Annotated in this window: 22 protein-coding genes; 15 read left to right on the plus strand and 7 right to left on the minus strand. The window is 41.7% G+C overall.

Annotation, left to right across the window (positions count from 1 at the left end; all coding sequences use genetic code 11):
- Positions 1-82: 82 nt before the first annotated feature.
- From GXP67_RS25220 to GXP67_RS25230, 3 genes are read left to right on the plus strand one after another with little or no spacing between them, the layout of a single operon-like run.
- Positions 83-2,956, plus strand: a complete 2,874-nt coding sequence (locus tag GXP67_RS25220) for a CHAT domain-containing protein (protein ID WP_162445685.1) — start codon at positions 83-85, stop codon at positions 2,954-2,956.
- Between the two features lie 41 nt (positions 2,957-2,997).
- On the plus strand, positions 2,998-3,582 hold the full coding sequence (locus GXP67_RS25225; protein WP_162445686.1) for a Uma2 family endonuclease: 585 nt from the start codon (positions 2,998-3,000) through the stop codon (positions 3,580-3,582).
- A gap of 42 nt (positions 3,583-3,624) precedes the next feature.
- On the plus strand, positions 3,625-4,107 hold the full coding sequence (locus GXP67_RS25230; RefSeq protein WP_162445687.1) for a free L-methionine (R)-S-oxide reductase MsrC: 483 nt from the start codon (positions 3,625-3,627) through the stop codon (positions 4,105-4,107).
- 77 nt (positions 4,108-4,184) lie between these two features.
- Here the strand turns inward: GXP67_RS25230 and GXP67_RS25235 are convergent, their stop codons facing one another.
- Positions 4,185-4,874 (minus strand): phosphatidylserine decarboxylase family protein, encoded by a 690-nt coding sequence (locus tag GXP67_RS25235; RefSeq protein WP_162445688.1) that lies wholly within the window; start codon positions 4,872-4,874, stop codon positions 4,185-4,187.
- A 174-nt stretch (positions 4,875-5,048) separates the two neighbouring features.
- Complete coding sequence (locus GXP67_RS25240; RefSeq protein WP_162445689.1) at positions 5,049-6,323, minus strand: Glu/Leu/Phe/Val family dehydrogenase; 1,275 nt, start codon at positions 6,321-6,323, stop codon at positions 5,049-5,051.
- Positions 6,324-6,757: 434 nt separating this feature from the next.
- On the opposite strand from GXP67_RS25240, the gene GXP67_RS25245 reads away from it, so the two are divergent.
- Together GXP67_RS25245 and GXP67_RS25250 are read left to right on the plus strand one after the other, a co-directional pair.
- The gene (locus GXP67_RS25245; RefSeq protein WP_162445690.1) at positions 6,758-7,675 is read left to right on the plus strand and encodes a zinc-dependent peptidase; all 918 of its coding nucleotides are present in this window, start codon (positions 6,758-6,760) and stop codon (positions 7,673-7,675) included.
- Between the two features lie 178 nt (positions 7,676-7,853).
- Positions 7,854-8,906 (plus strand): DNA topoisomerase IB, encoded by a 1,053-nt coding sequence (locus tag GXP67_RS25250; protein ID WP_162445691.1) that lies wholly within the window; start codon positions 7,854-7,856, stop codon positions 8,904-8,906.
- Positions 8,907-8,917: 11 nt separating this feature from the next.
- On the opposite strand, the gene GXP67_RS25255 is transcribed toward GXP67_RS25250, so the two are convergent.
- Positions 8,918-9,094 carry a DUF6435 family protein gene (locus tag GXP67_RS25255; protein WP_162445692.1) on the minus strand — a complete coding sequence of 59 codons (177 nt, stop codon included), beginning with the start codon at positions 9,092-9,094 and terminating at the stop codon, positions 8,918-8,920.
- 114 nt (positions 9,095-9,208) lie between these two features.
- Between GXP67_RS25255 and GXP67_RS25260 the strand changes: the two genes are divergently transcribed.
- The 3 genes from GXP67_RS25260 (at position 9,209) to GXP67_RS25270 (ending at position 11,865) form a co-directional block, all read left to right on the plus strand.
- Positions 9,209-10,138: a 1-aminocyclopropane-1-carboxylate deaminase/D-cysteine desulfhydrase gene (locus GXP67_RS25260; RefSeq protein WP_162445693.1), complete on the plus strand. Its 930-nt coding sequence runs from the start codon at positions 9,209-9,211 to the stop codon at positions 10,136-10,138.
- 124 nt (positions 10,139-10,262) lie between these two features.
- Positions 10,263-10,523, plus strand: a complete 261-nt coding sequence (locus tag GXP67_RS25265) for a hypothetical protein (RefSeq protein ID WP_162445694.1) — start codon at positions 10,263-10,265, stop codon at positions 10,521-10,523.
- Positions 10,524-10,824: 301 nt separating this feature from the next.
- Positions 10,825-11,865: a hypothetical protein gene (locus GXP67_RS25270; RefSeq protein WP_162445695.1), complete on the plus strand. Its 1,041-nt coding sequence runs from the start codon at positions 10,825-10,827 to the stop codon at positions 11,863-11,865.
- A 73-nt stretch (positions 11,866-11,938) separates the two neighbouring features.
- Here GXP67_RS25270 and GXP67_RS25275 read toward each other — a convergent pair whose 3' ends face one another.
- Positions 11,939-12,352 carry a DUF1573 domain-containing protein gene (locus tag GXP67_RS25275; protein ID WP_162445696.1) on the minus strand — a complete coding sequence of 138 codons (414 nt, stop codon included), beginning with the start codon at positions 12,350-12,352 and terminating at the stop codon, positions 11,939-11,941.
- A 765-nt stretch (positions 12,353-13,117) separates the two neighbouring features.
- On the opposite strand from GXP67_RS25275, the gene GXP67_RS25280 reads away from it, so the two are divergent.
- Entirely contained in the window at positions 13,118-17,290 is a 4,173-nt protein-coding gene (locus tag GXP67_RS25280; RefSeq protein WP_162445697.1) for a PQQ-dependent sugar dehydrogenase, read from the plus strand.
- 136 nt (positions 17,291-17,426) lie between these two features.
- On the opposite strand, the gene GXP67_RS25285 is transcribed toward GXP67_RS25280, so the two are convergent.
- The 3 genes from GXP67_RS25285 to GXP67_RS25295 form a co-directional block, all read right to left on the minus strand.
- Positions 17,427-18,482 (minus strand): agmatine deiminase family protein, encoded by a 1,056-nt coding sequence (locus tag GXP67_RS25285; protein ID WP_162445698.1) that lies wholly within the window; start codon positions 18,480-18,482, stop codon positions 17,427-17,429.
- Between the two features lie 67 nt (positions 18,483-18,549).
- Positions 18,550-19,392, minus strand: coding sequence for a carbon-nitrogen hydrolase (locus GXP67_RS25290; RefSeq protein WP_197901769.1), 843 nt, complete (start codon positions 19,390-19,392; stop codon positions 18,550-18,552).
- Positions 19,393-19,596: 204 nt separating this feature from the next.
- Positions 19,597-20,286 (minus strand): DUF4397 domain-containing protein, encoded by a 690-nt coding sequence (locus GXP67_RS25295; RefSeq protein ID WP_162445699.1) that lies wholly within the window; start codon positions 20,284-20,286, stop codon positions 19,597-19,599.
- A gap of 204 nt (positions 20,287-20,490) precedes the next feature.
- Here GXP67_RS25295 and GXP67_RS25300 point away from each other — a divergent pair, with 204 nt between their 5' ends.
- From GXP67_RS25300 to GXP67_RS25325, 6 genes are all read left to right on the plus strand, one after another.
- Positions 20,491-21,585, plus strand: a complete 1,095-nt coding sequence (locus tag GXP67_RS25300; RefSeq protein WP_162445700.1) for an aminotransferase class V-fold PLP-dependent enzyme — start codon at positions 20,491-20,493, stop codon at positions 21,583-21,585.
- Positions 21,586-21,833: 248 nt separating this feature from the next.
- Complete coding sequence (locus tag GXP67_RS25305; protein ID WP_162445701.1) at positions 21,834-22,508, plus strand: META domain-containing protein; 675 nt, start codon at positions 21,834-21,836, stop codon at positions 22,506-22,508.
- A gap of 234 nt (positions 22,509-22,742) precedes the next feature.
- A complete protein-coding gene (locus GXP67_RS25310; RefSeq protein ID WP_162445702.1) occupies positions 22,743-23,624 on the plus strand; it encodes a DUF3078 domain-containing protein in 882 nt (293 codons plus the stop codon).
- Positions 23,625-23,699: 75 nt separating this feature from the next.
- Positions 23,700-24,170: a large conductance mechanosensitive channel protein MscL gene (gene mscL / locus GXP67_RS25315; protein WP_162445703.1), complete on the plus strand. Its 471-nt coding sequence runs from the start codon at positions 23,700-23,702 to the stop codon at positions 24,168-24,170.
- A 551-nt stretch (positions 24,171-24,721) separates the two neighbouring features.
- Positions 24,722-25,558 (plus strand): mechanosensitive ion channel family protein, encoded by an 837-nt coding sequence (locus GXP67_RS25320; protein ID WP_162445704.1) that lies wholly within the window; start codon positions 24,722-24,724, stop codon positions 25,556-25,558.
- 221 nt (positions 25,559-25,779) lie between these two features.
- Complete coding sequence (locus GXP67_RS25325; RefSeq protein WP_162445705.1) at positions 25,780-26,223, plus strand: META domain-containing protein; 444 nt, start codon at positions 25,780-25,782, stop codon at positions 26,221-26,223.
- Positions 26,224-26,244: the final 21 nt, after the last annotated feature.

Genomic DNA, 26,244 nt, shown 5'->3' on the forward strand with positions numbered 1-26,244 from the left:
ACAGTTAACATCAGCATGCGGCAGCCTTTTATCAGATCATATTTGGGTTTGCTGTAGCTGTTTTTCTTAATCCATTAAACGTATGCGTATTCTTTACCCTTCCTTTGTAAAAAGAATTTACTGCCTTATTGCCGTTTTTGTGGTATGTCTGTATGGCATTCCGGTGTTTGCCCAGAACCCTTTGAAAAGCTACATCAATGATAAGCTGAATGACAAAGAACTGCGCAATAAAGCGATGAATAAACTGACGGATAAACTTTCTGATGCCCGCAAAAACTACGACGAAACTAACTTCAATTATGCCATTTCGCTCAGCGACAATGCCGGGCTATATGAAAACAATGAAAATGGGGAGCGTTCGCAGAAAATTTTACTGACTTACCTGCAAAGCAGCGATAAACGGGAGGAAAGCGCCAGGGAAAAAGCCGCTAATACCAATGGAGCCGGAGAGTTGTTTTATGCGGGCAATAAATATAAATTGTCGGAACTCTATTTTTTGAGCACCCTTGCCATGCTTGAAAAAGATAATCTGGAGGCCGATAACCTGTATCCGCTTACGCTTAGTAATCTGGGACTGCTGTATCATACCACCGGGCGCTATTCTCTAGCAGAAACCTATACCAAACATGCCCTGGAATTACGTAAGGAAAAAATGAGCGATAATGAAGCCGGATATGGCGCTTCTGTTAATAACCTGGGCGTGCTTTATAAAGACATGGGCAAATACGATGAAGCCGAAAAACTGCTGGAAGAAGCCTTGGCCATTCATGACAAAACAAAAGGTCCTGCCTCCATGCCTTATGCCATCACGATAAACAACCAGGCGGTTCTCTACCAGACCATCGGACGTTACCAGGAGGCAGAAAAGCAGATGAAAAAAGCCATAGATATAGCGGCAAAAAATATGGATGAAAAGTCTCCCAACTACAACCGCCTATTGACCAATCTGGCTTTGCTCTATAAGGACATGGGCCGCTATCAGGAAGCAGAACAGGAATACTTAAAAGCCATTAAAATCAAAGAAAAACGCCTGGGCACCCATCACCCGGATTATGCGGCTTTGCTCAACCAGCTGGCAGCATTGTATGTTCAAATGGGCAAAAGCGATAAAGTGGAGGAATTGCTGAAAAAATCATCAGACATTTACAAAAAGAAGTTTGGAGAAAATCACCCTTCCTATGCCGGAGCGGTCAGCAACCTGGGCAATTTTTACCGCATCACCGGCAAACTCGACCAATCAGCTCCCTTGTTGAGCCAGGCGGTGACCATCCGCAAAAATACCCTGGGCGAAAATCATCCCGATTATATTGCTTCTCTGGAACATATGGCTTTGTTGCAGTGGCAGAAAAAACAGATCAGCGAAGCATACGCCTTATTCAAACAAGTACTTGATAAAGATATGATGCTGGTCCGGAATTTCTTTCCTTCGATGAGTGAAAGGGAAAAAGGAAAATTCTGGGAAAAACTGCGTCCGAAGTTTCAGCGATTCAATTCATTTGCTTTAACTGCTTTGCCCAGCCATCCGGAAATAGCCGGAGATATGTACAATTACCAGCTGGCCACCAAAGCTTTGCTTCTCAATGCGACCAACAAAATCAAGCACCAGATCCTGGCCAGTAAAGATGGCGTGCTTATCCGGCAATACCTGCGCTGGCTCGACCAGAAAGAAACCCTGGCCAAATGGTACACCTATAGTAAGGAAGAGCTGGCCGCAGAAAGAATTAACCTGGATTCCCTTGAAAGAGTGGCCAATGCTACCGAAAAAGAGCTATCTCAGAAATCGAGTTTGTTTACACAGGGTTACGAACAGAAGGCGATTACACTGAAAGATATTACGGCCAAACTAAAGCCAGAGGAAGCCGCCGTCGAGGTAATTCATTTTAAAAAATTCGACATCGTATTCCGGGATTCTACTTATTATGCGGCACTTATTCTGACTAAGGAAAAACCACTGCCACAACTTGTATTGCTCGAAAACGGAAAGGAGCTCGAAACCAAGTATTACAATTATTACAAAAATGCCATCCGCAAAAAAACAGACGACCAGTTTTCTTACCAGCAGTACTGGAGCAAAATAGATGGAGCGCTTACAGGCAAAAAGACAGTATATCTTTCGCTCGATGGCGTGTATAACCAGATCAATCTGAATACCTTGCAGGTTTCGCCAGGAAAATACCTGCTGGATAACAAAAATTTTGTACTGCTCACCAATACCAAAGATCTACTGGCTTCCGGTACAGCACCCACCAAAACGAAGCTACAGGCAACTCTGGTTGGATTCCCGAACTATGGCGCAAAAGGCACCATTAATCCCCTGCCTGGCACCAAAGTGGAAATAGATAATATAAAGAAAGTGCTGGCAGCTAAAGGGTATCCAGTAAAAACTTTGATGCAGAATGATGCCTCTGAAGAACAGATAAAAACAGTAGCTAACCCCAGAATTCTGCATATTGCTACCCATGGCTTTTTTCTCAATGATATAGGTGACTCAGATGAAAAGATATTTGGCATAGAGCCAGATAAGGCCAGAGAAAACCCCTTGTTGCGCTCGGGATTAATGCTGGCTGGCGCCGAACAAACCACAGAGAATATGGATACCAGGGAAACCAAAAGCAGCGATAACGGCGTTCTCACAGCGTATGAAGCCATGAACCTTCCTTTAGACCAGACAGATATGGTAGTGCTTTCTGCCTGCGAAACCGGCTTGGGCGAGGTACAGAATGGGGAAGGCGTATATGGTTTGCAGCGGGCTTTCCAGGTAGCTGGCGCTAAATCAATCATTATGAGCTTATGGAAAGTAGATGATGCCGCTACCCAGCAACTGATGAGCAGTTTTTATAAAAACTGGCTGCAAACGAATAACAAAGCCCAGGCATTTAAAATGGCACAACAGGAACTAAAAGTCAAATATAAGAGTCCCTATTTCTGGGGAGCATTTGTGTTGATCGGAAGCTGATAATATAATTACTAATTACGAATAGCTATTAACCAATAAACATGCGCAATTTTTCAACTCAAAAACAGCCCTACACCAAAGAAGAATACTTTGCTTTAGAAGAAACTTCAGAAGATAAATTTGAATTTGAAAATGGCGAAGTGTTTGCCATGTCAGGTGGGACAGCAAACCATTCCTTGATTACCGGAAATATCATTACAGCATTGAATATTGCCTTAGGTAATAAAAACTGCCGTGTGTTTAGCAGTGATATGAAAACGGCAATAGATGCGGCTGAATCTTATGTATATCCTGATGCACAGGTAATTTGCGGAAAAGTGGAATATGCGGAAGGGCGCAACGATATTGTAACAAATCCTTTACTGGTGGTAGAAGTTTTATCCGATTCCACGGAACGCTACGACCGGGGAAAGAAGTTTAAAAAATACCAGACTTTATCTTCATTCAAAGAGTATGTACTCATCTCCCAGGCAGAGCCGTTGGTAGAAACATTTGTGCGCCAGGATGAGAACCACTGGTTGTATACCTTTACTGAAGGCATGGATTCAGTAGTGCAATTTCCTTCCATTGGGGTTGCGATTGCTATAGCAGATATATACCGGAAAGTGGAATTTGCAACAGAATAGGTAGTTCGTTTGTTAGTAGTAAGAATATAGATAAAATATTATATGGCTGAAAACTTAATTATTGCCTCAACCACAGAAAAGAAAGAGTTATATGATACACTGGTGCCACAAATTGCCGCACTCGTAGCAGGAGAATCAGACCAGACCGCGAACCTGGCTAATATTGCTGCGGCGCTCAAACAAACCTTTGGTTTCTTCTGGGTGGGATTTTACCTGGTGAAAGACAATCAACTGGTAGTTGGTCCATTCCAGGGACCGATTGCCTGTACCAGAATCGATTTTGACAAAGGCGTTTGCGGTGCCTGTTATACCCGGCAGGAAACCATTATAGTTCCGGATGTAGAGCAGTTTCCCGGGCATATTGCCTGTAGTTCTGACTCAAAATCGGAAATTGTGTTACCGGCTTTTAAAAACGGAAAAGTAGCCCTGGTTCTGGATGTGGATAGCGACAAACTCGATGATTTTGACGAGCAGGATAAAGCCGGGCTAGAGAAGGTGATGCGGATTGTGGAAAGTGTTTTGTAAAACTCAGCAATTGACATATGCAAAAACAGCGGATCATAGGTCCGCTGTTTTTATTCAATTAAGGAATAAAATATATCTTATATAAGGAGATTGTCTTCTACAGTATCTTCCACTAATTCAGCAATTACTGTAACACCACCTACAGTTTTTTCACCCAGGTTGACAAGCACCTTTGCCGTAAGAGGTAAAAATACATCTACCCGGGAACCAAACTTGATAAAGCCAAATTCTTCTCCCTGACTAACCTCTTGCCCTTCTTTTACATACCATACAATCCGCTTGGCTAAAGCACCGGCAATCTGGCGCATGAGAATTTCCACTTCATTTTTTGCTTTTACTACAATAGTGGTGCGTTCGTTCTCGGTACTTGATTTAGGATGCCAGGCCACCAGATATTTTCCGGCATGGTATTTAAAATATTTTACTACCCCTTCTATCGGATTCCGGTTGATATGCACGTTCACCGGCGACATAAAAATAGAGATCTGCCGGCGTTTATCGTTAAAATATTCTGTTTCCACTACTTCTTCAATCACAACTACTTTCCCATCTGCCGGAGCAATTACGTGCCTTTCATTGAGAGAAATATTCCGCCTGGGATTACGGAAGAACTGTAAAATCAGGAAATAGAATAATACGCTGAAGGTCAGGAAAGCATTCTGAAAGATTTCATTGTTGGGCATATAGTAATACACCACCAGATTTATTCCGGTGAGTATTACCAACAGAACCAATAATATCTTATATCCTTCTTTGTGGATAGTCATGGTAAAAACGTTAGCTGGCGGTAAAGATAATTACGAATTGCGAATTACAAATGACTAATTACATTTGTTTGGAAGTAATATGGGAATAGATCGAGCGAGCGAAAATCATCTATAGCCTTAGTATTCAACCGTTTGTTTTCATTTGTAATTCATAATTAGTCATTCGTAATTAAATTAATAGCCTCCCCGGAACTTATAGGTCTTGGAAACTTTATCGATGGCCACCAGATACGCAGCAATCCGCATGGGAACTTTGTATTGAACGGAAGCTTCATATACCTTATCAAAAGCCTCTTTCATGATGCGGTCACTGCGGCGGTTCACCCGTTCCAGTGTCCATTTATAACCCAGGCGGTTTTGTACCCACTCAAAATAGGATACGGTTACACCTCCGGCATTCGCCAGAATATCTGGCACCACCATAATTCCTTTTTCATTGATCACATTATCGGCATTAGCAGAAGTTGGCCCATTGGCACCTTCTACAATAAGCCTGGCATTGATGCTGGCCACATTATTCATCGTAATAACATCTTCTTTGGCTGCCGGAACCAGTACATCTACTTTGGCCGCCAGCAGGTCTTCATTGGTGCATTTTTCTGCATGTTGGTAGCCTTCCAGCGTACCTTTATTGGCATCCCGGTAACGGATGGCTTCCTCAATATCAATACCCTTGTCGTTGAAATAAGCGCCGGAAATATCACTGATGGCCAGGATAGAAACACCTCTTTCATGTAGCAGCGAAGCCGCATGCGAACCCACATTTCCAAACCCTTGTACAGCACAAGTCGCTTTATATGGGTTGATTTTGAGTTTTTCCATGGCTGCCAGCGCCGAAACCATAACCCCCCTTCCAGTGGCTTCTGTACGTCCTAAAGAACCTCCTAAAACCAGAGGTTTTCCGGTTACTACAGCATTTACAGTCATACCTTTCGCCTTGGAATATTCGTCCATCAGCCAGGCCATTTCCCTGGGACCAGTTCCCATATCAGGAGCGGGAATATCACGATCCGGACCGAAAATATCTAGCATGGCAATGGTATAGGTTCGCATTAACCGCTCAATTTCACCAGCCGACATGGCTCTGGGGTTACAGGTGATACCTCCTTTGGCACCGCCATATGGAATATCTACCACCGCACATTTCCAGGTCATCCAGGCAGCAAGGGCACGTACTTCATCCAGGTTTACGCCCATATCCAGCCGGATTCCCCCTTTGGCCGGACCTAAAATATTGGAATGGATTACCCGGTAGCCTTCAAACACGCGAATGGTGCCATCATCCATGGTAATCGGTAAACCTACAATTACCTGTTTGGCAGGCACTTTTAAAATATAATACATTTGTTCGTCTATGCCTAACAGCTGTGCAGCCAGGTCAAATCTGGACATCATGGACTCCAATGGATTTTCTTTATCCTTTATTGGTGCCGGTTCAATATATCCCATAAAGATTTGCTTAAAATTTGAATAAAATATTGTTGTTGGTGTAAGTAAATTATACGCAAATGTAGGAGTTTTCGGTCCGCTTTTATTACTAAACTAAGATTTTTCTTGACTTATTGGAGATGATGTAATAAAAACACGGATATTGTTTTCCTGCCAGTAATTTAGAAATACTCTGCTGATTTGTAAGGTTTAATAAGTATATTTTATGTGCCTGCAAACTTATTATTTATAAAGTACAGTCAAACACCTATGATAGTGTTAATACCTAAAACCAGATGTAAACATAGCAGATCTATCCTGATTCATATCCATTTATGAACCTATTTTAATTCGATCATTCTTCTGCCATCACCTTACTTTGTAATTAATATTTTACTATACAAACCAAACCGCCCCAAAGCCGTTTGTACCCATGCACTGAACTTATTAATAATATGTATTATCACTACATAGCGTATGCCGCCTTTTGCTGCTTATTGATTTTTGTTTTCTACAGATGGGCTACCCGGAAACAACGGAGAAGAAAACAGGTGCTACTACAGGAATTTCCTGTAGCCTGGCGACCGATTCTGGAAAACAGAGTCGGTTTTTATTTGACTTTGTCTGACCAGAAAAAGAAAAAATTTGAGAAACTCATCCAGCAGTTTATAGCCGAAAAAAGGATAATTGGCATCAAAACAGAAGTAGACGATACCATCCGGGTACTGGTGGCTGCCAGTGCCATCATTCCGATTTTCGGATTCGACAACTGGGAGTATGGTAACCTGGGCGAAGTATTTGTAACGCCTGGTGCGGTTGACACCCAGAAAGTGGATGAGCAGGTACAGAACATTATTGCCGGGCAGGTACGACCCTTTCAGAACCAGCATTATATGATCCTTTCGAAGAGTTCGCTGGAGCAAGGGTTCAACAATATGAAAGACCGCAGCAATGTAGGAATTCATGAGTTTGCGCACCTGCTGGATGAGGCCGATGGAGAAATTGATGGAATTCCGAAAGCTTACTTACCACCCGAACTTATCCAGCCCTGGACTGATCTGATGCAACGCAAGATGCAGGAAATCAAAGACGGGGAAAACAACATAAACACCTATGGAGCTACCAGTCCGGCGGAATTTTTTGCCGTCGTTACCGAATACTTTTTTGAAGACCCGGTCCGCTTGCAGAAGAATCATCCGAATTTATACCGGATGCTTACTAAAACTTTCCAGCAGAATCCCCGCAAAAGGTATGATCTGAATTTTAGAGAATTGCTTAACCCTAATTACCGGAAAATGGACCGGAATGCGCCTTGTCCCTGTGGAAGTGGCGAAAAATACAAAAAATGCTGCTGGCAACAGAGCCATACCTGATTTAAGTCATTAGTCTCTGGTATGTAGTCTTTATAAAGAGGATGAATTGATTGCAGAACCCGTCACCATTATAGCATGTAAGAATAAGCAACTCACAATAAATCAGTAAAACCATATTCCCTTATAAGTAGTATAGGTACTGGGGAAATAATTCTAACATTTCTTCACACATACCTTTATGGAATCTATTATTTCAGAAACCCTTTCGCCGGTTGAATTTGCGAAAGAAGCCGGTTTGCGCTATATCACCGATAATATATCTGGGTTCACCAGAATTACGAGAAGAAAAAAATACATCTATCTGGATACCGGAAATAAAGAGATTTCAGATGAAAAAATCATTACCCGGATCGAATCACTGAAAATTCCGCATGTATGGGAGCAGGTATGGATCTGTCCTTCGCCAAATGGACATTTACAGGCAACAGGCATCGACAGCAAAGGCCGCAAACAATACCGGTATCATACCAAATGGCAGCATTCCCGCAACAGCAATAAGTTCAGTAAAATGCGCTCCTTTGGGCAAGCATTATCTACATTGCGGGAAAAAATTGACCATGATATTGAAGAAAATGCTTTTTCCAGAGATAAAATGCTGGCATTAGTGGTAAGCTTACTCGACAATACCCTGATCCGGATTGGAAACAAATATTATGAAAAATCCAATAAGTCATACGGGTTAACCACCTTGCGGAATAAGCATGTGAAAATTGATGGAAAAGAAGTAAAAATCTCGTTTGTGGGAAAGAAAAACGTGGCCCAGGAAGTGGTACTCAGCGACAAACGGCTTGTGAAACTGGTAAAAAAATGTAAAGAATTGCCAGGGCATCAGTTGTTCCAGTATTATGATGAGGAAGGACACAAACATCCTATTAGTTCAGATGATGTGAATGACTACCTGCGTGAAAACACCGGACTTGATCTGACGGCAAAGGATTTCAGAACGTGGGGTGGTTCAACGGCTGCCGTAAAGAAACTGCTGGAACAACCCAGGCCGGAAGATGAAAAAGAAATACAAAAGAAACTAACTGAAGCGGTGAAGTATGTAGCGAGCAAACTGGGAAATACAGTCGCTGTTTGCCGTAATTATTATGTTCATCCTATTGTGCTGGAAACTTATGCAGAAGGAAAGCTAACGGAAGCTATACCGGATGCCGCCGAAAAAAAGGAACAGGAAAATAAATGGCTGCAACCTGAAGAAATTATATTCCTCAATCTGCTGGAAAGTTAAAATAGAAAAAATTACTCGCTCTTTTTCAGGGCTATAATTTCATCCATGAGTTTTTCTGCTTCGGCTGTTTTGAAGGCAAACGCTTTTAAGTCGCCGGAACGTTGAATGTCTCTGGCTTCCTGCATCAATTGCTGGTACTTTTTTTCCAGTTGCGCTTTTTTGTCTTTTTTACCGAATAATCCGAACATAATTTCTGCTGAGTTATGGTTCTATAACCTTTGCTTGCCGCCTTTGTTTAAAATTTTTCTGAGGTATTATCCGGCTGTTGTAGCATATTCTGTTTAGCAATAGCTTTGTATGATATGCAAATTTGGAATGAACCCGTTTCTACACCCCTACAACTCATCCGGGATGAAATTACAGAAAAAGCCGGAATAGCTTTATATCTGAAACGGGAAGATCTGATTCATTTGCAGGTATCCGGGAATAAGTGGCGGAAACTCAAATACAATCTGCTGGAAGCAAGTAAACAGGGCAAACATACCTTACTTACATTCGGAGGGGCTTTTTCTAACCATATTTATGCGGTAGCTGCTGCCGGTAAGATTTCCGGTTTTCGTACCATTGGATTGATCCGGGGAGAAGAACACATGCCTTTGAACCATACATTGGCCTTTGCCATAGAGTCAGGCATGCAATTACATTATATCAGCCGCGAACAATATCGTCATAAACAGGAACCGGCCTTTCTGAAAGGTTTGCAGGAAAAATTTGGTGACTATTACCTTATTCCTGAAGGAGGAAGCAATGCCATGGCAGTCAAAGGATGTACAGAAATCATCGCAGATATTTATATTTCCTATGACTATCTCTGTTGCCCTTGTGGCACCGGAGGCACCCTAGCCGGATTGATTGCCGGAACAACTGATACGAATCAAACTATTATGGGTTTTTCAGCCTTAAAAGGAGGAACCTTTTTAACCGGAGAAATAAACGAATTATTAACTGCCTATAGGCAACTGGAACCACATCATACAGGTACTACTGCTTCATGGTTCATTCAAACCGATTACCACTTTGGAGGGTATGCCAAAACTACCCCAGTTTTACTGGACTTTATCCGCTGGTTTGAACACACACATGCTATACCTTTAGAACAAGTGTATACCGGAAAAATGATGTTTGGCCTCTATGATTTGATGAAGAAGGGATATTTTAAACGGGGAGAAACCATTATTGCTGTTCATACCGGTGGTTTACAAGGCAGAATGCCTGCTTTAGATGCATCCTGAACAACGAAAAGATACAAATGCCGTAATGGGTATCGTCAATAGTCATTAGTTAGCGGTGATAGAGTAGCTTGCTTTATAATTGCTTACTTCGAATGATTATACCTATAACTCAATCAAACCTGCTATGGAAACGCTTAAAATTATGTATCTACGACTGGCGAAAGCTACTTTAATCACTGCTTTGCTGTTTACTTTTGCCTGTGATGCCAAAACAGGCGATAGTGCAGGTGAAGAAAACCGGGAAAATCCAACCTTAGACAAAGCTACTGGTGAAGGTTCTCCTACTTCCAGAGAAGACAATGCGGATGAAAACCCAAATGGAACCATTACAGCCGATTCACTCAATACCGATTCTTCCAGCATCAAAGTGGATAACAATCAGTAATGAATAGGGTAGGGAGAGTAAAAATGACCACTTTGCTACGCATGTAAGGGTTTGTCAGGGCCGTACATCTTATAGCTGAAAATCTTCCCTGATCAGAAGAAAAGGCATAATTCTACTTCCTATGTAGTAAAAGTTAGTCTGTCAGATAGGGAAAGATTTGTACTTTATGGAGCAGATACGTCCAAATATTTGAGAAAAACTTTCGTTGACAAAGGAAAACTTACAATCTTGCGGTTCATCATCCAATACTATAGGCAGCAAATGATTGTTATTTAGCCATCTCAGGGCTAAATTAAGAACTATGTCAGTAAATAAATATCTTTTTCGCACCCATATTATTGGCTCATACTTGCCATCTATTTGCCTGGCTATCCTGTTATTGTGTATACTTTCTCCGGTTAAGGCACAGTACGGCACAGGAAATCTGGAAAAGATCAAAAAGCTGGAAGGCCGTACCTTAATTGTGGTGGAAGAAGAAGTTTCGGCCAGAATTGTTAAAATTCTCAAAACCAAACGTAACCCAGACCAGCTGGACCGGTACCAGAAAAAAATAGCGGCTTACAATGCTGCGTTACATGAGGCTGTAGAAAAGTTCTGGAAATTTAATACGCCGGTGGTTTACAAGACTTTCAGTGAGGCAGAAAAACTATTTAAATCTAAGGACTACGCCGTATTATTCTGTGCTACCTACGAGAATAACAAAAGGGTAGGGGAAAGTGGCGCTAAAATGTTGCAGGGGATTGCCTGGTCGTATCAGGATGTAAATGTTAAACGGGATTACTGGGATAAGTATACGGTGATGCAAATACGCCTGATTGAAGAACTCAATAAGCCAGAACCTGTTTTCAGCCAGAACCTATCTAATGTGTTCCCGGAAAAATCGGATATTGTGTTTGGCTTGCAGGCTTTACAGCAATATGCTTGTTCTGAAAAAAATTCCAAAGACCTGAGTTTTAAAAAAGCAATGCAGGTTTCATCAGATGACCTTTCCTCAAAAACTTTGCTATTGAAACAGGAGTGGATTCATACCTCATTGTCGGAAACGGAAGTAAAATCTATTTATCCGTATAATGTACAGATTTCGGATGGAGCTACCTTCAATAACCTGGTGATGCAGGCCGACTCCGGCTATGCCTATGTGCAAATTATTCCCCAGATCGCTTCTACCAAAAACAGGATTAAAATTCAATACCTGCATGTAATTATGGATGCCACCGATGGAAAAATTCTGGGTCTTTCTTCGCCTGGAATGTCAGATGGGACTAAGATCATAACCAAAGCGAATCTGAAAGATTATCTGCACTCGGTAAAGCACAAAGATGCAAAAGCAGCCAATCAATAAACATTATCATCAGTCAATAGTCATTAGGTATTTTTATTCTATTACCCAATGACTATTGACCGATGGCCCATTCCTAATTAACTACTTCCCCTTTGATAAATAACTGCATATTCTGGGCAGTTGTGTTTGCTGTAACAGCAATACTTTTATTGAAAACTCCTGGATTTTTGGCATTGTAAGTAGCTTTGATAAATCCTTTTTTACCTGGCAATACAGGCTCCTGTGTATAACTGCTCACCGTACATCCGCAGGAAGGCGCCACACTGGTAATTGATAAAGGCGCATTTCCGGTATTGGTAAATGTAAATTCGGCGGTAACCGGTGCACCCATCTTGATTTTGCCAAAATCATGTGTAGTTGCTTTAAAATTGATAACAGCTGCTTTCGCTGGACTGGCTGAAGCCACTGGTACCACATTTTGTCCATGAGATAAGCCGGCAGATAAGAGCAGGCCGAGAAGGGATAAAGTAAATAAAAGCTTTTTCATATGTTGTTTTGTTAAGTATACTACAAATATGAAAAAGCTCTGGTTATGGCTATGTTAACGCCTGGCTAATAATTGTTAATGAAAAGTTAAAGATATGCGAGGGAGTAAATAAGTATAAAAATCTGATCTTAGCCCTCTCTTCCGGAATAGAAGTATGAGAATATACAGCAAATGTATAAATGAAGTAAACTCACCACCTTCCCTGCATGGAATAAAAGATTATAAGGAGGAAGGTGAATTAATAAATTGTATATTTTATTGATTTATACACACTTACCAGTTAATAAAAAAGATATGGTATGAAACCAGTTTCGGTAAAATATTTGAATAAAAAATACCTGATTTTAGGTATTGATTTTAATATTAAATAGTTATACATTACACACAAATATTTAACACTTTTTCCAACACCTTCGCAAAAATGCTTATTCAAGCTTCACATTAACTTTTTAACTATATTTTTTTCAACAACTATTTTAGTAAATAATTGATTGTCAACGTGATTTACTCAATGTCATAAATCTATATTCTTGTTCAGACAAACTCAATTAATTTTTTCTAAAATTTTTTTATTTAAGAAGTTACTTAATATTAAAATTTCTGGTTTACTGGAGTAATTTTTGATACAAAAGTATCTATTGGAAGTCTAAACAATAATCCTAAAACTTATAACAAACCACTACAACCATGTTCAAAGTATTGAATGGGAAGATACCATTTGAGTATCTGCCAAAAAAGTTGAGGTATTATCCTGGTAGATACCTTATGCACTTTTTCCAATCTAGAGGAAAAGAAAATCTGCTGCAGCTTATAGCCAAAAAGGCTCAAGGCTATTCGTTAGCATTATGGATGAGTTTATGCATAGCCTTTTTCCTGATACCCTTACAAAAAACGAACGCACAGGCTCCTCCGGCTGGTTTTACTACTCAAACTGTAGTTAGCGGGTTAAATCAGGCTGTTGGGCTTACCTTCAGTAAAGATGGAAACTATATGTTCGTCTGGGAAAAGGGCGGCAAAGCATGGGTAGTCAGAAACGGAGTAAAAACCCTTTTGATTGATATCAGTGAAGAAGTAGGTAACTGGGGTGACCTGGGTATGCTGGGTTTTGCGTTGCATCCGCAGTTTGATGTTAATGGGTATTTTTATCTGTTATATGTGGTAGACAGGCATCATTTACTGTATTATGGTACACAGTATTACTCACCTACTACCAACGTTTATTTTAATGCTACCATCGGCAGGCTTACCCGTTATACAGCTACGAAAAATGGAACTGGCGATTATGTAGTAAATACTGCCAGCCGGAAAATTTTACTGGGTGAAAGCATATCTACAGGTATTCCTAATTTATCTACCTTGCATGGAGCGGGTAGCCTGGTATTTGGTACAGATGGTACCTTGCTTATTTCGGCAGGTGATGGCGGGCATGCAGCAACGGATTCAGATGTAGGAAATGCAGCTTATGCAACCACTGCCTTAAATAATGGTATTATTCCTCCTCAACAAAATGTAGGTGCTTACCGGGCGCAACAACTCGAGTCTTTAAATGGCAAGATTTTACGGGTTGATCCTGAAACCGGTAATGGGGTGCCAAGTAATCCTTTTTATAATGCATCTGCTCCCAGGTCGGCCCGTTCAAGGGTATGGGCTTTAGGTTTCAGAAATCCTTTCCGTATCTCGCTTATGCCGGGAAGTGGAAGTACGAATCCTGCAGATGGGAAACCTGGTATACTCTATGTAGGCGATGTAGGAATGAACCGGTGGGAAGAATTGAATATTGTTACCGATGCAGGACAGAATTTTGGCTGGCCGCATTTTGAAGGAATGACTTTAAATGAAGGCGTGAATGGAGATCTTTCCTTTTCTGATAAAAATGTAGAAAATCCCTATGCTCCCAACCCCTTATATGGTGTAAATGGTTGTACACAAAGGTATTTTAAATTTGGTGATTTACTAAAGCAAGCACAAATCGATCACTCACCAGCTTTTCCCAATCCATGTAATCCTGCACAAAGTGTTCCTGCCAGCATCAATACTTTTATGCATACCAGGCCGACTATAGACTGGCGGCATGTATCCGGACCGTCACGAGCAGGTATTTATACTGCAGATGGGCAAGCATCCGTCGTAAATATTGGTGCCGTAAATTCACCGATAGCCGGGCCGCAGTTTGGCGGTAGTTCTTCGGTGGCAGGGGCATTCTATAGCCGGGATGATTTTCCTGCAGAGTATATCAATAGTTATTTTCATGGAGATTATGCAAGCGGATGGATAAAAAATATGGTGTTGGATGAACATAATAAGCCAGTGGCTGTGAAAAACTTTATTAACACCGGAGCAATTGTGGTTTGTATGGCTACCCATCCGAACCTGGAAGGACTTTATTATATTAATTATCAAACTGAGGTTAGGAAAGTTTATTATTCCGTTAATTTGCCTCCTCTTGTAGAAGCTTCGGTTAATAAAACTTTTGGTACCGGCCCGCTTGTAGTACAGTTTACAGGAAGTAATTCTTCAGATCCGGAAGGGTCTGCGTTAACCTACGAATGGAATTTCGGAGATGGTACCGCGCTAAGTACGCTGGCTAATCCGGCTCATACATATAATGCCCCAGCTGGTGTGCCTACCCGTTATAATGTAACCCTGAAAGTGAAAGATGCCAGCGGAGCAACTACAACCAATACTTTGTTATTCGTTTCAGTTAATAATACACCTCCTATAGTTAACATTACTTCTCCTGCTGAAGGAACCAAGTATTCGCTTGCCTCCGAAACCGATTATATATTAAAAGCAACAGTAACAGATGCACAACATAGTGGCACTGGTCTCACGTATCAATGGCAGACCACTCTTCATCATGAGAACCATATCCATCCTGGTCCTATTGTTACACAAATCCAGCCTACGACTACAATTTCCCCGGAAGGTTGTAATGGAGAAACTTTCTTTTATACCATTACCCTTACAGTAATTGATGCCGCAGGATTATCAGGTACGGATGAAATAATTTTACTGCCAGACTGTAATCCAACGCCAGTAATAGTTAATAATATAACGAATCTGGCAGCTACAGCTTTAGATGCACAGGTAAGAGTAAACTGGACAAATCCTGCTAGCTTAGACCAGATTATGATTGTAGCCAAAGCAGGCACAGGCATTACTGCTTCGCCTGTAGGAGATGGTTCAGCGTATGTAGCCAGCACTAATTTCAGTAATGGGGGGACCAGCTTTGACGGAGGAAAAGTAGTTTATAAAGGTACGGCCAGTCCACAGACCATTACCGGATTAACCAATAATACGTTATATTATTTTAAAGTATTTACTAGATCAGGTACCAATTGGTCGGATGGGATACAGACCAGCTCCACCCCTGTGGCACCAACCGTAACTGTAAGTAATGTAACCAACCTTGCCGCCACAGCTTTAGATACACAAGTGAGATTAAATTGGACAAACCCTGCTAATCTGGATCAGATCATGATTGTAGCTAAAGCAGGCGCTTCTATTACTGCTACACCTACTGGAGACGGATCTGCTTATATAGCCAGCACTAACTTCACCAATGGAGGCAGTAGTTTTGATGGAGGGAAGGTAGTTTACAAAGGCACGGCTAGTCCGCAAACAATTACAGGGTTAACTAATAATACGCTGTATTACTTCAAAGTATTTACAAGAATAGGTACGACCTGGTCCACAGGGATACAAACAAGTGCTACACCTTTTGTACAATCAGTTACAGTAAGTAATGTAACGAACTTGGCAACTACGGCTTTAGATGCACAAGTGAGGGTAAACTGGACAAATCCTGCTAGCTTAGACCAGATTATGATTGTAGCCAAAGCAGGCACAGGCATTACTGCTTCGCCTGTAGGAGATGGTTCAGCGTATGTAGCCAGCACTAATTTCAGTAATGGGGGGACCAGCTTCGATGGAGGAAAAGTAGTTTACAAAGGCACGGCTAGTCCACAGACCATTACCGGATTAACCAATAATACGCTGTATTACTTCAAAGTATTTACAAGAATAGGTACGACCTGGTCCACAGGGATACAAACAAGTGCTACACCTTTTGTATCCACTACAACCCTGCCAGCTCCCTGGAAAAACGCAGATGTAGGTGCAGTTGGATTAGCTGGCAGCGCTGGTTATAGCAATGGCACTTTTACTGTAAAAGGAGCCGGTTATGACTTCTGGACAGCGCCTGATAATTTCCACTTTGTTTACCAGCCTATCTCAGGAAATACCACGGTTATTGCCCGTATTGCCAGCATTCAGAATACGGACCCAAATGCCAAAGCCGGCATTATGATTCGTGAAAATTTAACAGCAAATGCTTCTTTTGCAGCTACTGTGGTACACCCGAGCGGTAGATTACTTATGTCTAGGCAAGGAACAGGTACACCCAAGTATGTTTATAAAACAGGCAGTGCGCCGGTATGGGTCAAGCTGGTGAGAAGTGGCAATACTTTTACTTCTTCTTATTCTACCACCGGTACCACCTGGACAACTATTGGTACAGTGACTATTACGATGGGTACAACGGTATATGTAGGCATGGCGGTTACTTCCCATAAAACCACTGTACTTAACACCTCTACTTTTACCAATGTAAGTGTAACCGGGCAACCGGCAGCTACAGCAAGAAAAGATTATGCACCCGAAAATGTGGAACAAAAACTATCTGTTACTATTCACCCGAATCCTAATAGTGGAGATAAAATAATGGTAGATATAGCAGGTTTTATACCCAGGGAAAAAGCAGGTGTTTCTCTACAGAATGTGTCCGGGCAAATTGTAGATACCAGCAATGGTACAGCGGATGAAGAAGGCAATCTGCATCTTACGCTTACGCCTCCCATTCCGTTAAGAGCAGGAGTATATATTATTCAGATTCGATCCGCTACAAGTGTCATCCATGAAAAAGTAGTGGTTCAATAGTGTTACACTACTAAATAACAAATCCGGATGTTGCTATTCCTGGTATAACAGGTTAGGACAACATCCGGATTTATACTTTTTAATTGCGCAATTTTCTAATCCGGACTCCGGATAATCACTCATTTACTACGCTTGCCTACACCGCTGGTTCCTGCTGGCTCAGGCAATGAAAACTGCCGAGGCCCCATATAATATCGGTAGAATCCAGCCCAATTACTTTTCTGTCCGGGAAACATTTGGAGAGAATTTCTAAGGCAACCTGGTCGTTTTTATCCCGGAAGGTGGGCATCACCACTGCCGCATTACTGATATAGAAATTGGCATAAGAAGCCGGCAGAATCTGGTCTTCGTAGATAACAGGGGTTGGCAAAGGCAATTCTACTATATTGAGCTGTTTACCGTTGAGCAGCCGCATTTTGCTCAGTTCTTTCAGGTTATCCTGTAAAATCTGGTAGTTTTCGTCGCTTTTATTGGTTTCTACTACCGTTACTACTGTATCGGAATTTACAAACCTGGTAATATCATCAATGTGTCCATCGGTATCATCGCCAATAATGCCTTCGCCCAGCCACAGTATCTGCTGAACGCCATAAAAATCATGCAAATATTGTTCGATCTGTGCCTGGTTCAGGTGCGGATTCCGGTTAGGATTGAGCAGGCAAGCAGTAGTGGTAAGTAGGGTGCCTTGTCCGTTAAAATCTACCGAACCTCCTTCCATCACAATACCCGGATGATAGACCGGAATCTGATAGTTTTTGGCGATTAATGTTGGAATAACATCGTCCAGGTCATAAGGCGGATATTTATTTCCCCAGGCATTATAACCCCAGTCAACCACCATTTTTTTAATATCCGCTTTTGGATTGATCAGGAAAGCAGGCCCATGATCGCGGCACCAGGCATCGTTGGTGGGATGCAGAAAAAAGCTGACTTTATTCACATCCACTTCCTGTTCATGCAGATACGAAAGTGCCTGCGCTTGCATGGCTGCGTCGCCTACATTGATGCACACCTGTTCACCGGCCGCCACTTCTTTTACAAAATGGCTGTAAATAGAAAAAATACTGTCTAACTTACCGGGCCAGGAAGCTTCTTTATGCGGCCAGCTCAGCCAGGTAGCACTATGTTTTGCCCATTCAGCCGGGAAATAATAGCCCAGAGCGGCAGGAGTATCGGGAGTATATTGGGTCATGGAAGTTCGTTGTTGGTTATTCGCTATTAGTTGTTCGTTTTCGAACAACTAATAGCGAATAACTAAATTAATTTTCTTCGTCAATAAAACGTTTGGTAATGGGCTGGTAAGAATCTATCCGGCGGTCACGCAGGAAAGGCCAGTGTGTACGGTAGCTATCGGTTTTGTTCAGGTCAATATCCTGTACATGCACTTCTTCCTGGTCATGGGAAGCTTTGTATAGCAGCTTGCCGAATGGATTGGCAACAAACGAACCACCCCAGAATTTCATCGGGCCTTCGTCGCCTACCCGGTTTACAGAAACCACATGAATGCCATTGGCTACCGCATGTGAACGCTGAATGGTTTGCCAGGCATTATACTGCTCGGTATTAGTGTCTACCTCCTGGCTCGAAGCCCATCCGATAGCAGTAGGATAAAACAGGATTTCTGCATCCATCAGCGCCGTAATTCTGGCTGCTTCCGGATACCACTGGTCCCAGCAGATGAGTACGCCGATCCTGGCAAATTTAGTCTGGAATACTTTATAGCCTAGATCGCCAGGCGTAAAGTAGAATTTTTCGTAATAGCCCGGATCATCGGGAATGTGCATTTTGCGGTATTTGCCTAGGTATTTTCCGTCTGCATCAAGTACAGCCGTAGTATTGTGATAAATGCCGTTGGTGCGTTTTTCAAACAACGAAGCAATAATGACTACGCCCAGTTCGGCGGCTACCGCTGACAAAGCTTCGGTAGAAGGACCAGGAATGGGTTCGGCAAGTTTAAAATTTTCGTAATCTTCCACATCGCAGAAATACAGGGAAGTAAACAGTTCCTGCAAACAAATGATCTGGGCACCTTTGGCGGCGGCCTCCCGTACTTTGCCAATGGCTTTCTGTAAGTTCTCTTTTGGTTCTTTGGTGCAGGACATCTGAACAAGTCCTACTTTTACCAGTTTGGATGGTGTGCTCAATTATGAATGAATAATTGGTTTAATGTGTTCAAAATTAATTTCTTAGACCAGATAATTTGCTACATATACTATTACTTATCTGTCAATGTATATAGTGATATAAGGCGTATATAGTTCCATTGCAAAGCCAATATTTTACCTGATTTGGGAAAAAAATATACTTCATTGCTGGTGCGTAATCAGTTGCAATCTGGGCTTTTTTTCTCCCGTTGCATTGCCTAAAGAATCAGTAAGCAGGATGGTATAATTATTTTGCCGGGTAATTTTTAAATTATACACAGTATTAGGTATAACAACGCCTTTCTGGCGAAGTCTGAAAGTATAGTAGGAGGAGGTATCGGTAGAAACGAATGCAGTTATTTTTCCGAATGTTTGCTTTGTAAAAAGGGCATCCGTTCGGCCACTTACCATTAAATCAATTTCTGCAGTTTTATCCGGATACAGATTCATAAAACGCACATTTGCTTTGCCGGCAGCAGGTTTTATTATTGCATCCTGATAAAAATACAATCTGCCTACTTCCGGAGTTTGTGTAATGTCTTTGGTAATATAAGCTGTAAAGTAACTAAACTCTGGAACATAGAAAGTATCCTCTTCACTAGGTTCGGAATATTCCGACAGTTTCACGGATACCATCCTTCGGCCTGCCCGTATATCCCGGTAGGAAGTAGTAAAAGTATCATAAACCAATGGTTTGGTATTTAGCGGTTGTCCATCAAACAGGAGGGTGGCTTCATTGCTTCCTGGTAAGGCATTGATAAAAATGACTTTGGATATAGCAGGCTCTTCTTTCCAGTTGGAACAGGCGGAAATAATAAGCAGGGCAAGAAAAAACACAATCTTAAAACGCATTGGCAGTAAATAAAAATTTAATGATTCATCTCAAAACGGCATCAATCATTCAGCTTTCTGGCAAGGCCAGCAAAGGTACAAGGCTAATTTAAATTGAGAAACACTTTGCTCAATAAACTAGAGCGCCCCAGAGAAATCGCCATAAAATCTTCTTTCCCTCGCACATTTCTTTTTACTTTACAAGTACTATATACGACACCACCTATGCAAGCAGAGCAACATCTCCCGTTTGAACTTCCCCCGGTTACATTTTATCCAGGACCTTCCAAGGTGTATCTGCAACTGAGCCGGTATATGCAGGATGCTTTTACACAAGGTATCCTGAGTATTAACCACCGGAGTGCCACTTTTATGGAAATCTGCCGGAAAGCCATTGAGCATACCCAGGCGAAATTAAATCTTCCGGACGGGTACAAAGTGCTGTTTGTTTCTTCTGCCACCGAAAGCTGGGAAATTATAGCCCAGTCTCTTATTGGCCGCAAAAGTTTTCATCTCTATAACGGCGCTTTCGGCCAGAAATGGATGGAATATACACAAAAGATTCACCCAGCTTCCAATGGCTTTCAGTTCGATGTAAACCAGGCGCTTTCTCCAGATGATATACAGGTGCCTGCCGATGCAGAATGTATAGCCCTTACACAAAATGAAACTTCCAACGGAACACAGGTTTCGAATGCAATCATTACACAATTTAAACAGAAATACCCGCATATGCTGGTGGCGGTAGATGCCACTTCTTCACTGGGAGGAATTAAACTGGATTTTATAGCCGCCGACATCTGGTTTGCTTCGGTACAAAAATGCCTGGGATTACCTGCCGGTCTGGGCTTACTTATTGTTTCTCCCAGGGCTATGGAAAGAGCCAGAGAGATTGGAGATAATACCTATTACAATAGCCTGCTGTTTATGGCAGAAAATATAGAAAAATACCAGACGCATTATACGCCCAATGTACTCAATATTTACCTGCTCATGCGGGTGATGGAGGAAGTGGAAGATATCAGTATTATTGACAAACGTACCCGGCAGCAGGCACATGCGTGGTATCATTTTTTTGAAAAATATACCTCTGTTTCTCCAATAGTGACCAATACTGCCGTCCGCTCGGATACGGTGATTGCCATTGGGGCAGATAAACAGCAGATCGCTTTTATTAAAGAAAGAACCAAACAGGCTGGCATTATAATAGGCAATGGCTATGGCAGCTGGAAGGAAACAAGTTTCCGGATCGCTAATTTTCCGGCTATCAGCCTGCAGGAAATCCAAGATCTGCAACACTGCCTGGCCGGGGTTTTGTAAGCAGAAACGAGTAAGGATGAAAAAATGCACACAAAACTTCCCTGTATAACTTTATTAATTGGAGCGGATGAGTATTTGAAATATTTCATATAGGAAGTGATACCTGTTTTTATGCAAAATTTTAGCTGATGATGCCATTCAGATACATTTTTCCTGTGCTGTTTCTGCTCTTTTTTCACTTGAACAGGAGTATATGCTGTTATTATTTATTGCCGGATGTAACTAAAAGCCAAACAACTCTAAACAAAATGGGCACTGGCGGGTTAGTCATACCAGACCGGTCGGATGTCGATTTTGTAGCTTCGGGTGAAAAACCACAATGGACCCTGGAAATAGATTTTAGTAACCTGATCCATTTTTATTCAGCCCAGACAGGTTCTGTGTATATGCCCGTAACAGTTCCGGTAAAAGATGAAAGTAATGGTAAAGTAACCTATGTGACTTCTTCCGGTTCAGAGAAAATACAGATCACAATGCAGGCAGTAGCTTGTAGCAGCCATGGAGCGGAAAACGGATTTACTTACAAGGTAGAAGTAACCTATAAAAACAATACCTATACTGGCTGTGGACACTATCTTTTTCCGGCAGAAAGGTTGCATGATATCTGGGTACTGGAAGCCTTGAATGAGCGGAAAGTTTCAGCAACAGCATTTCTTAAGGGAATTCCAACCCTGGAAATTTTTGTGCTGGAACAAAAGGGGTTAGGCACTACCGGCTGTAATTCCTTTGGTGGCCAGGTTATGATAGAGAAAGAGAAGATCCGTTTTTTACAGCTGGTAGCTACTGAAATGGCTTGTGCAGGCAGTCTGGAAAAAGAGTTCTTACAGGCGTTAGATAAAACAAATGTGTACCAGCTAGATTCCGGAAAATTGATTCTGCTGAAAGATAAATCGGAAGTGCTTCGTTTTAAGAAAGTTGATTAATGGGAATGGCAGCAGGAAAAGAAAATTTCACTTGCAATAAATAAGAAGAATAATAGCTACTTTATCTGTTTTTTTATAGATTACCCGGACTTATAATGAGCGCTTAGCTAAACCATTGCCCTGTTATGTAAGCTAAGAAAGAAGAAATAGCCTAAACCAGTATACCTTTCAGCTATTTAGAATGAGCCTTCAGCAACAAATCCTTGTACAACCTAAACAAACCACCAGTCACCTATGATCAAAAATTATCTCGCAGCTTTGCTCATTATCTTATGTACAACTGCCGGTCTTGCCCAGACAGATACTACCTATTGGCGAAAATCTTTGTCAACCGGAGCTAACATTAACCAGTCTTCCTTCAGCGATAACTGGAAAGCAGGTGGAGTGAATTCTATTGCCTTGTCTTTGTTTTTAAATGCGAAAGCCAATTACCTGAAAGATAAGATTTCCTGGGATAATGCTTCTGAACTGCAGTATGGATTAATTAAAAATGCCAAACAGGATATGCGTAAAAGCCTTGACCGTATTTTCCTGGATTCCAAAGTAGGCTATAAGCTCAGCGGACACTGGAATGCGTTTGTATCCGGAAACTTTATTACTCAGTTTGGCCCAGGCTATATTTATGATACGGATGCTGCCGGTAGTGACTCGCTCATTTCTGCTTTTATGGCACCTGGTTTCCTCACATTTGCCCTGGGTTTTGAATACAAGCCAGTACCCTGGTTTTCCCTGCGGTTGAGCCCATTTGCCCCCAGGTTTACATTCCTGACCAACGATGCCGTGGCTGAGAATCAGCGCTATGGCGTGCCAGTAGGCAAAACCATTCGGACGGAATGGCTGGCGGCTATGGTACAGGCGGATCTGGAGAAAGATATTGCCACTAATCTCAACCTGAAAGTTAATTACCTGGCCTATGCCAACTACGAAACATTGGCATTTAATACCATCGACCACCGCATTAGCACCACACTTACGGCTAAGGTAAACCGCTTTATCAGTGTAAACCTGACTGGTATTCTGCTCTACGACCGAGACCAGGACACAGATGTTCAGTTAAGCCAGACACTGGGACTAGGCATTCTGTATAATGTGCAGAATTTTACTGATCCTAAGTAAATATTTTTGCTTACCTGCATTGAAATATATATATTTTCCAGATAGCTTAATTCACTAACCTAAACCAACAAATGTATGTCAATTTTAAAAGATTTTAGAGAGTTTGCCATGCGGGGCAATGTGGTTGACCTCGCCGTGGGCGTTATTATTGGTGCCGCTTTCGGGCAAATTGTGAACTCCGTGGTAAAAGACCTGATCATGCCACTGGTCGGCATTGCCGGTTCGGTGGATTTTACCAATAAATACCTGCCGCTGTCCGATAAAGTCCGATCGGCCATGAACCTTCCGGATGGCAGCGTTTTGGGCCTTGAGAAGGCCAGAGAACTGGGACCGGTGTTTGCGTATGGTAATTTTATTACGGTGCTGATTAACTTTATTATTCTGGCCTTCATCATTTTCCTGCTGGTAAGGGCTATGAATAATTTGATGAAGAAAAAAGTAGAAGCGCCTGCTGTACCTCCTGCCCCCACCAAAGAAGAAGTATTACTTACTGAAATGCGGGATTCTCTTAGACAGATTGCTACCAACGGACGCATTGTTTCCTAACCTGGTTTTTAGAACTGATAGTTACATAGTGCCAGAAAACAGTTTTCTGGCACTATCATAGATCAATAAATAAATACAAGTGAGATTTTGTGCCAATAGCATTGCTGCTCATTGGAGAATTCTCTGTTTCTGTCTTGATGATTGCTTTAGCATATTTTTAATCATACTATAAAACATGCCTCCGGCATTTGTTTTATTTTGTTTGCTGGCTGTTTAGTTATTGTATGAGCTATTCACGGCAGGCAGGAATTCAGAATCCATCAGTACAGGCAGAAGTAAAATAATTAGTGTATACTTGTTTCCAGACCTTAGCCTAATATTTTCCCTTGTATTATCAGGGCTAAGGGAATAATGACTCATTCCGTTGCGTATTAAAAATTTGAAGTATAAGCAGGCAGACAGCTATTCAGCATACGATCTGTTAAACCTGTTTCTGTATGGCACCTGCTTAAAGCAAACCATATTTTGAAGTATATTGAATATGGGAGCCAGCTAATTTCCTACGATACACCCAAACGCTATTCATTATAACCTTATAAATATATCACTTTATGGAAAAGTTTGAGATCTATGCCCGGAGAATAGTTGAACAAGGTATTTTGTTCATTCCTTCCTTAGTGCTCGCCTTGTTTACACTGGTAGTGGGCTGGTGGATTATCGGTCGTCTGGGACATCTGGCCAGCAAAGCCATGGCCCGGCTCGATATTTCCCTCAGGACATTTCTGACCAGTATCGTCATCATTACCCTTAAAATACTGCTCATCATCAGTGTGGCAGGTATGGTTGGTTTCCAGACCACTTCCTTTATAGCCATTTTAGGTGCGGCTGGTCTGGCTATTGGACTTGCCTTGCAGGGAACCTTATCTAATTTTGCGGGTGGTGTATTAATTCTGATTTTCAAGCCATTTAAAGTAGGGGATGTAGTAGAAATGCAGGGGCAAAAAGGCGTGGTTACAGAAATACAGATTTTCAATTCCATTCTGGTAACGCCCAAAGGAGAAACCATCATTCTGGCCAATGGAGCTGTAGCCGGAGGCACCATTGTGAACAGCACCAGTGAGGGAAAATTGCTGGTTGAAATTCTGGTAGACCTGGAGAGTAATACCGATATTGATATGGTGCGTTTCCTGATGATCCCTATGCTACAGCAGGACGAACGTATACTGAAAGATCCTGGTCCTGCCGTACTTATCGCCGAATTGAAGCCTGGCGGTATTGTAGTTGCTTTCCGTGCCTATACGTTGCCTGGAGATAATGTAGCCGTAACTGGTAGTATGCGGGAAAAAATACGGGCAGTGCTGGCTAAGAATAATATCGGATCACCTATTCCGCATTCTTTTGTCCATACAGTTCCTATGCAGGTACCCTCTGTTGCCTCACAATCTTAATTAACTGGTTATTGATCATTGGTTAATTCTTTAGAAGAAAGGATTGGTGCGCTCTAAATTTAAGAGCGAGTATTTTATATTGTATTAAAACATTTCTTTGATTTCCAGGTTTATAAGCAATAGTTTAGTAGTATAAACTTTGTGTAAAATCATGGCAAATCGCTATTGCCCAATGTCTACTGACCATTTACAAATCAATATATCCTTAACGTCACCACGCTATGAAAAAAACCATTTTGCTGCTATGCCTGGCAGTTCTATTTACCTCTTCCTGTTCTTCTTCTAAAAATTCACCAGGAGGCAATTCATTAAGTAGTATCATGCAAGTATTAAATGCCAGGTGGGCGCTGCAGTCTATAGCCGGACAAACAGGTTTGGGAGATTTATTCGGAGAACAAATGCCTTTTCTGCAATTCGATACACAAGCCAGCCGGGTAAGCGGGAATAATGGCTGTAATTCCCTGGCTGGTCCGCTAAAAATAGAAGCCGGCAACAAAATCAGTTTTGCCAATATGGTAAGCACCAGAAAAGCTTGCCCTGGGCAGGGAGAAAGTGTGTTTATGAATGCATTGAATAAAGTAACTAATTTCAAAGTGGATAATGGCGTACTCAAATTACTGAACCAGGGCGAAGAAGTAATGAGCTTTATCAAAGGAGATAACTAAGTCAGTACATATAACTCATCG

It is taken from the genome of Rhodocytophaga rosea (assembly GCF_010119975.1).
GTDB classification, from domain to species: Bacteria; Bacteroidota; Bacteroidia; order Cytophagales; family 172606-1; genus Rhodocytophaga; species Rhodocytophaga rosea.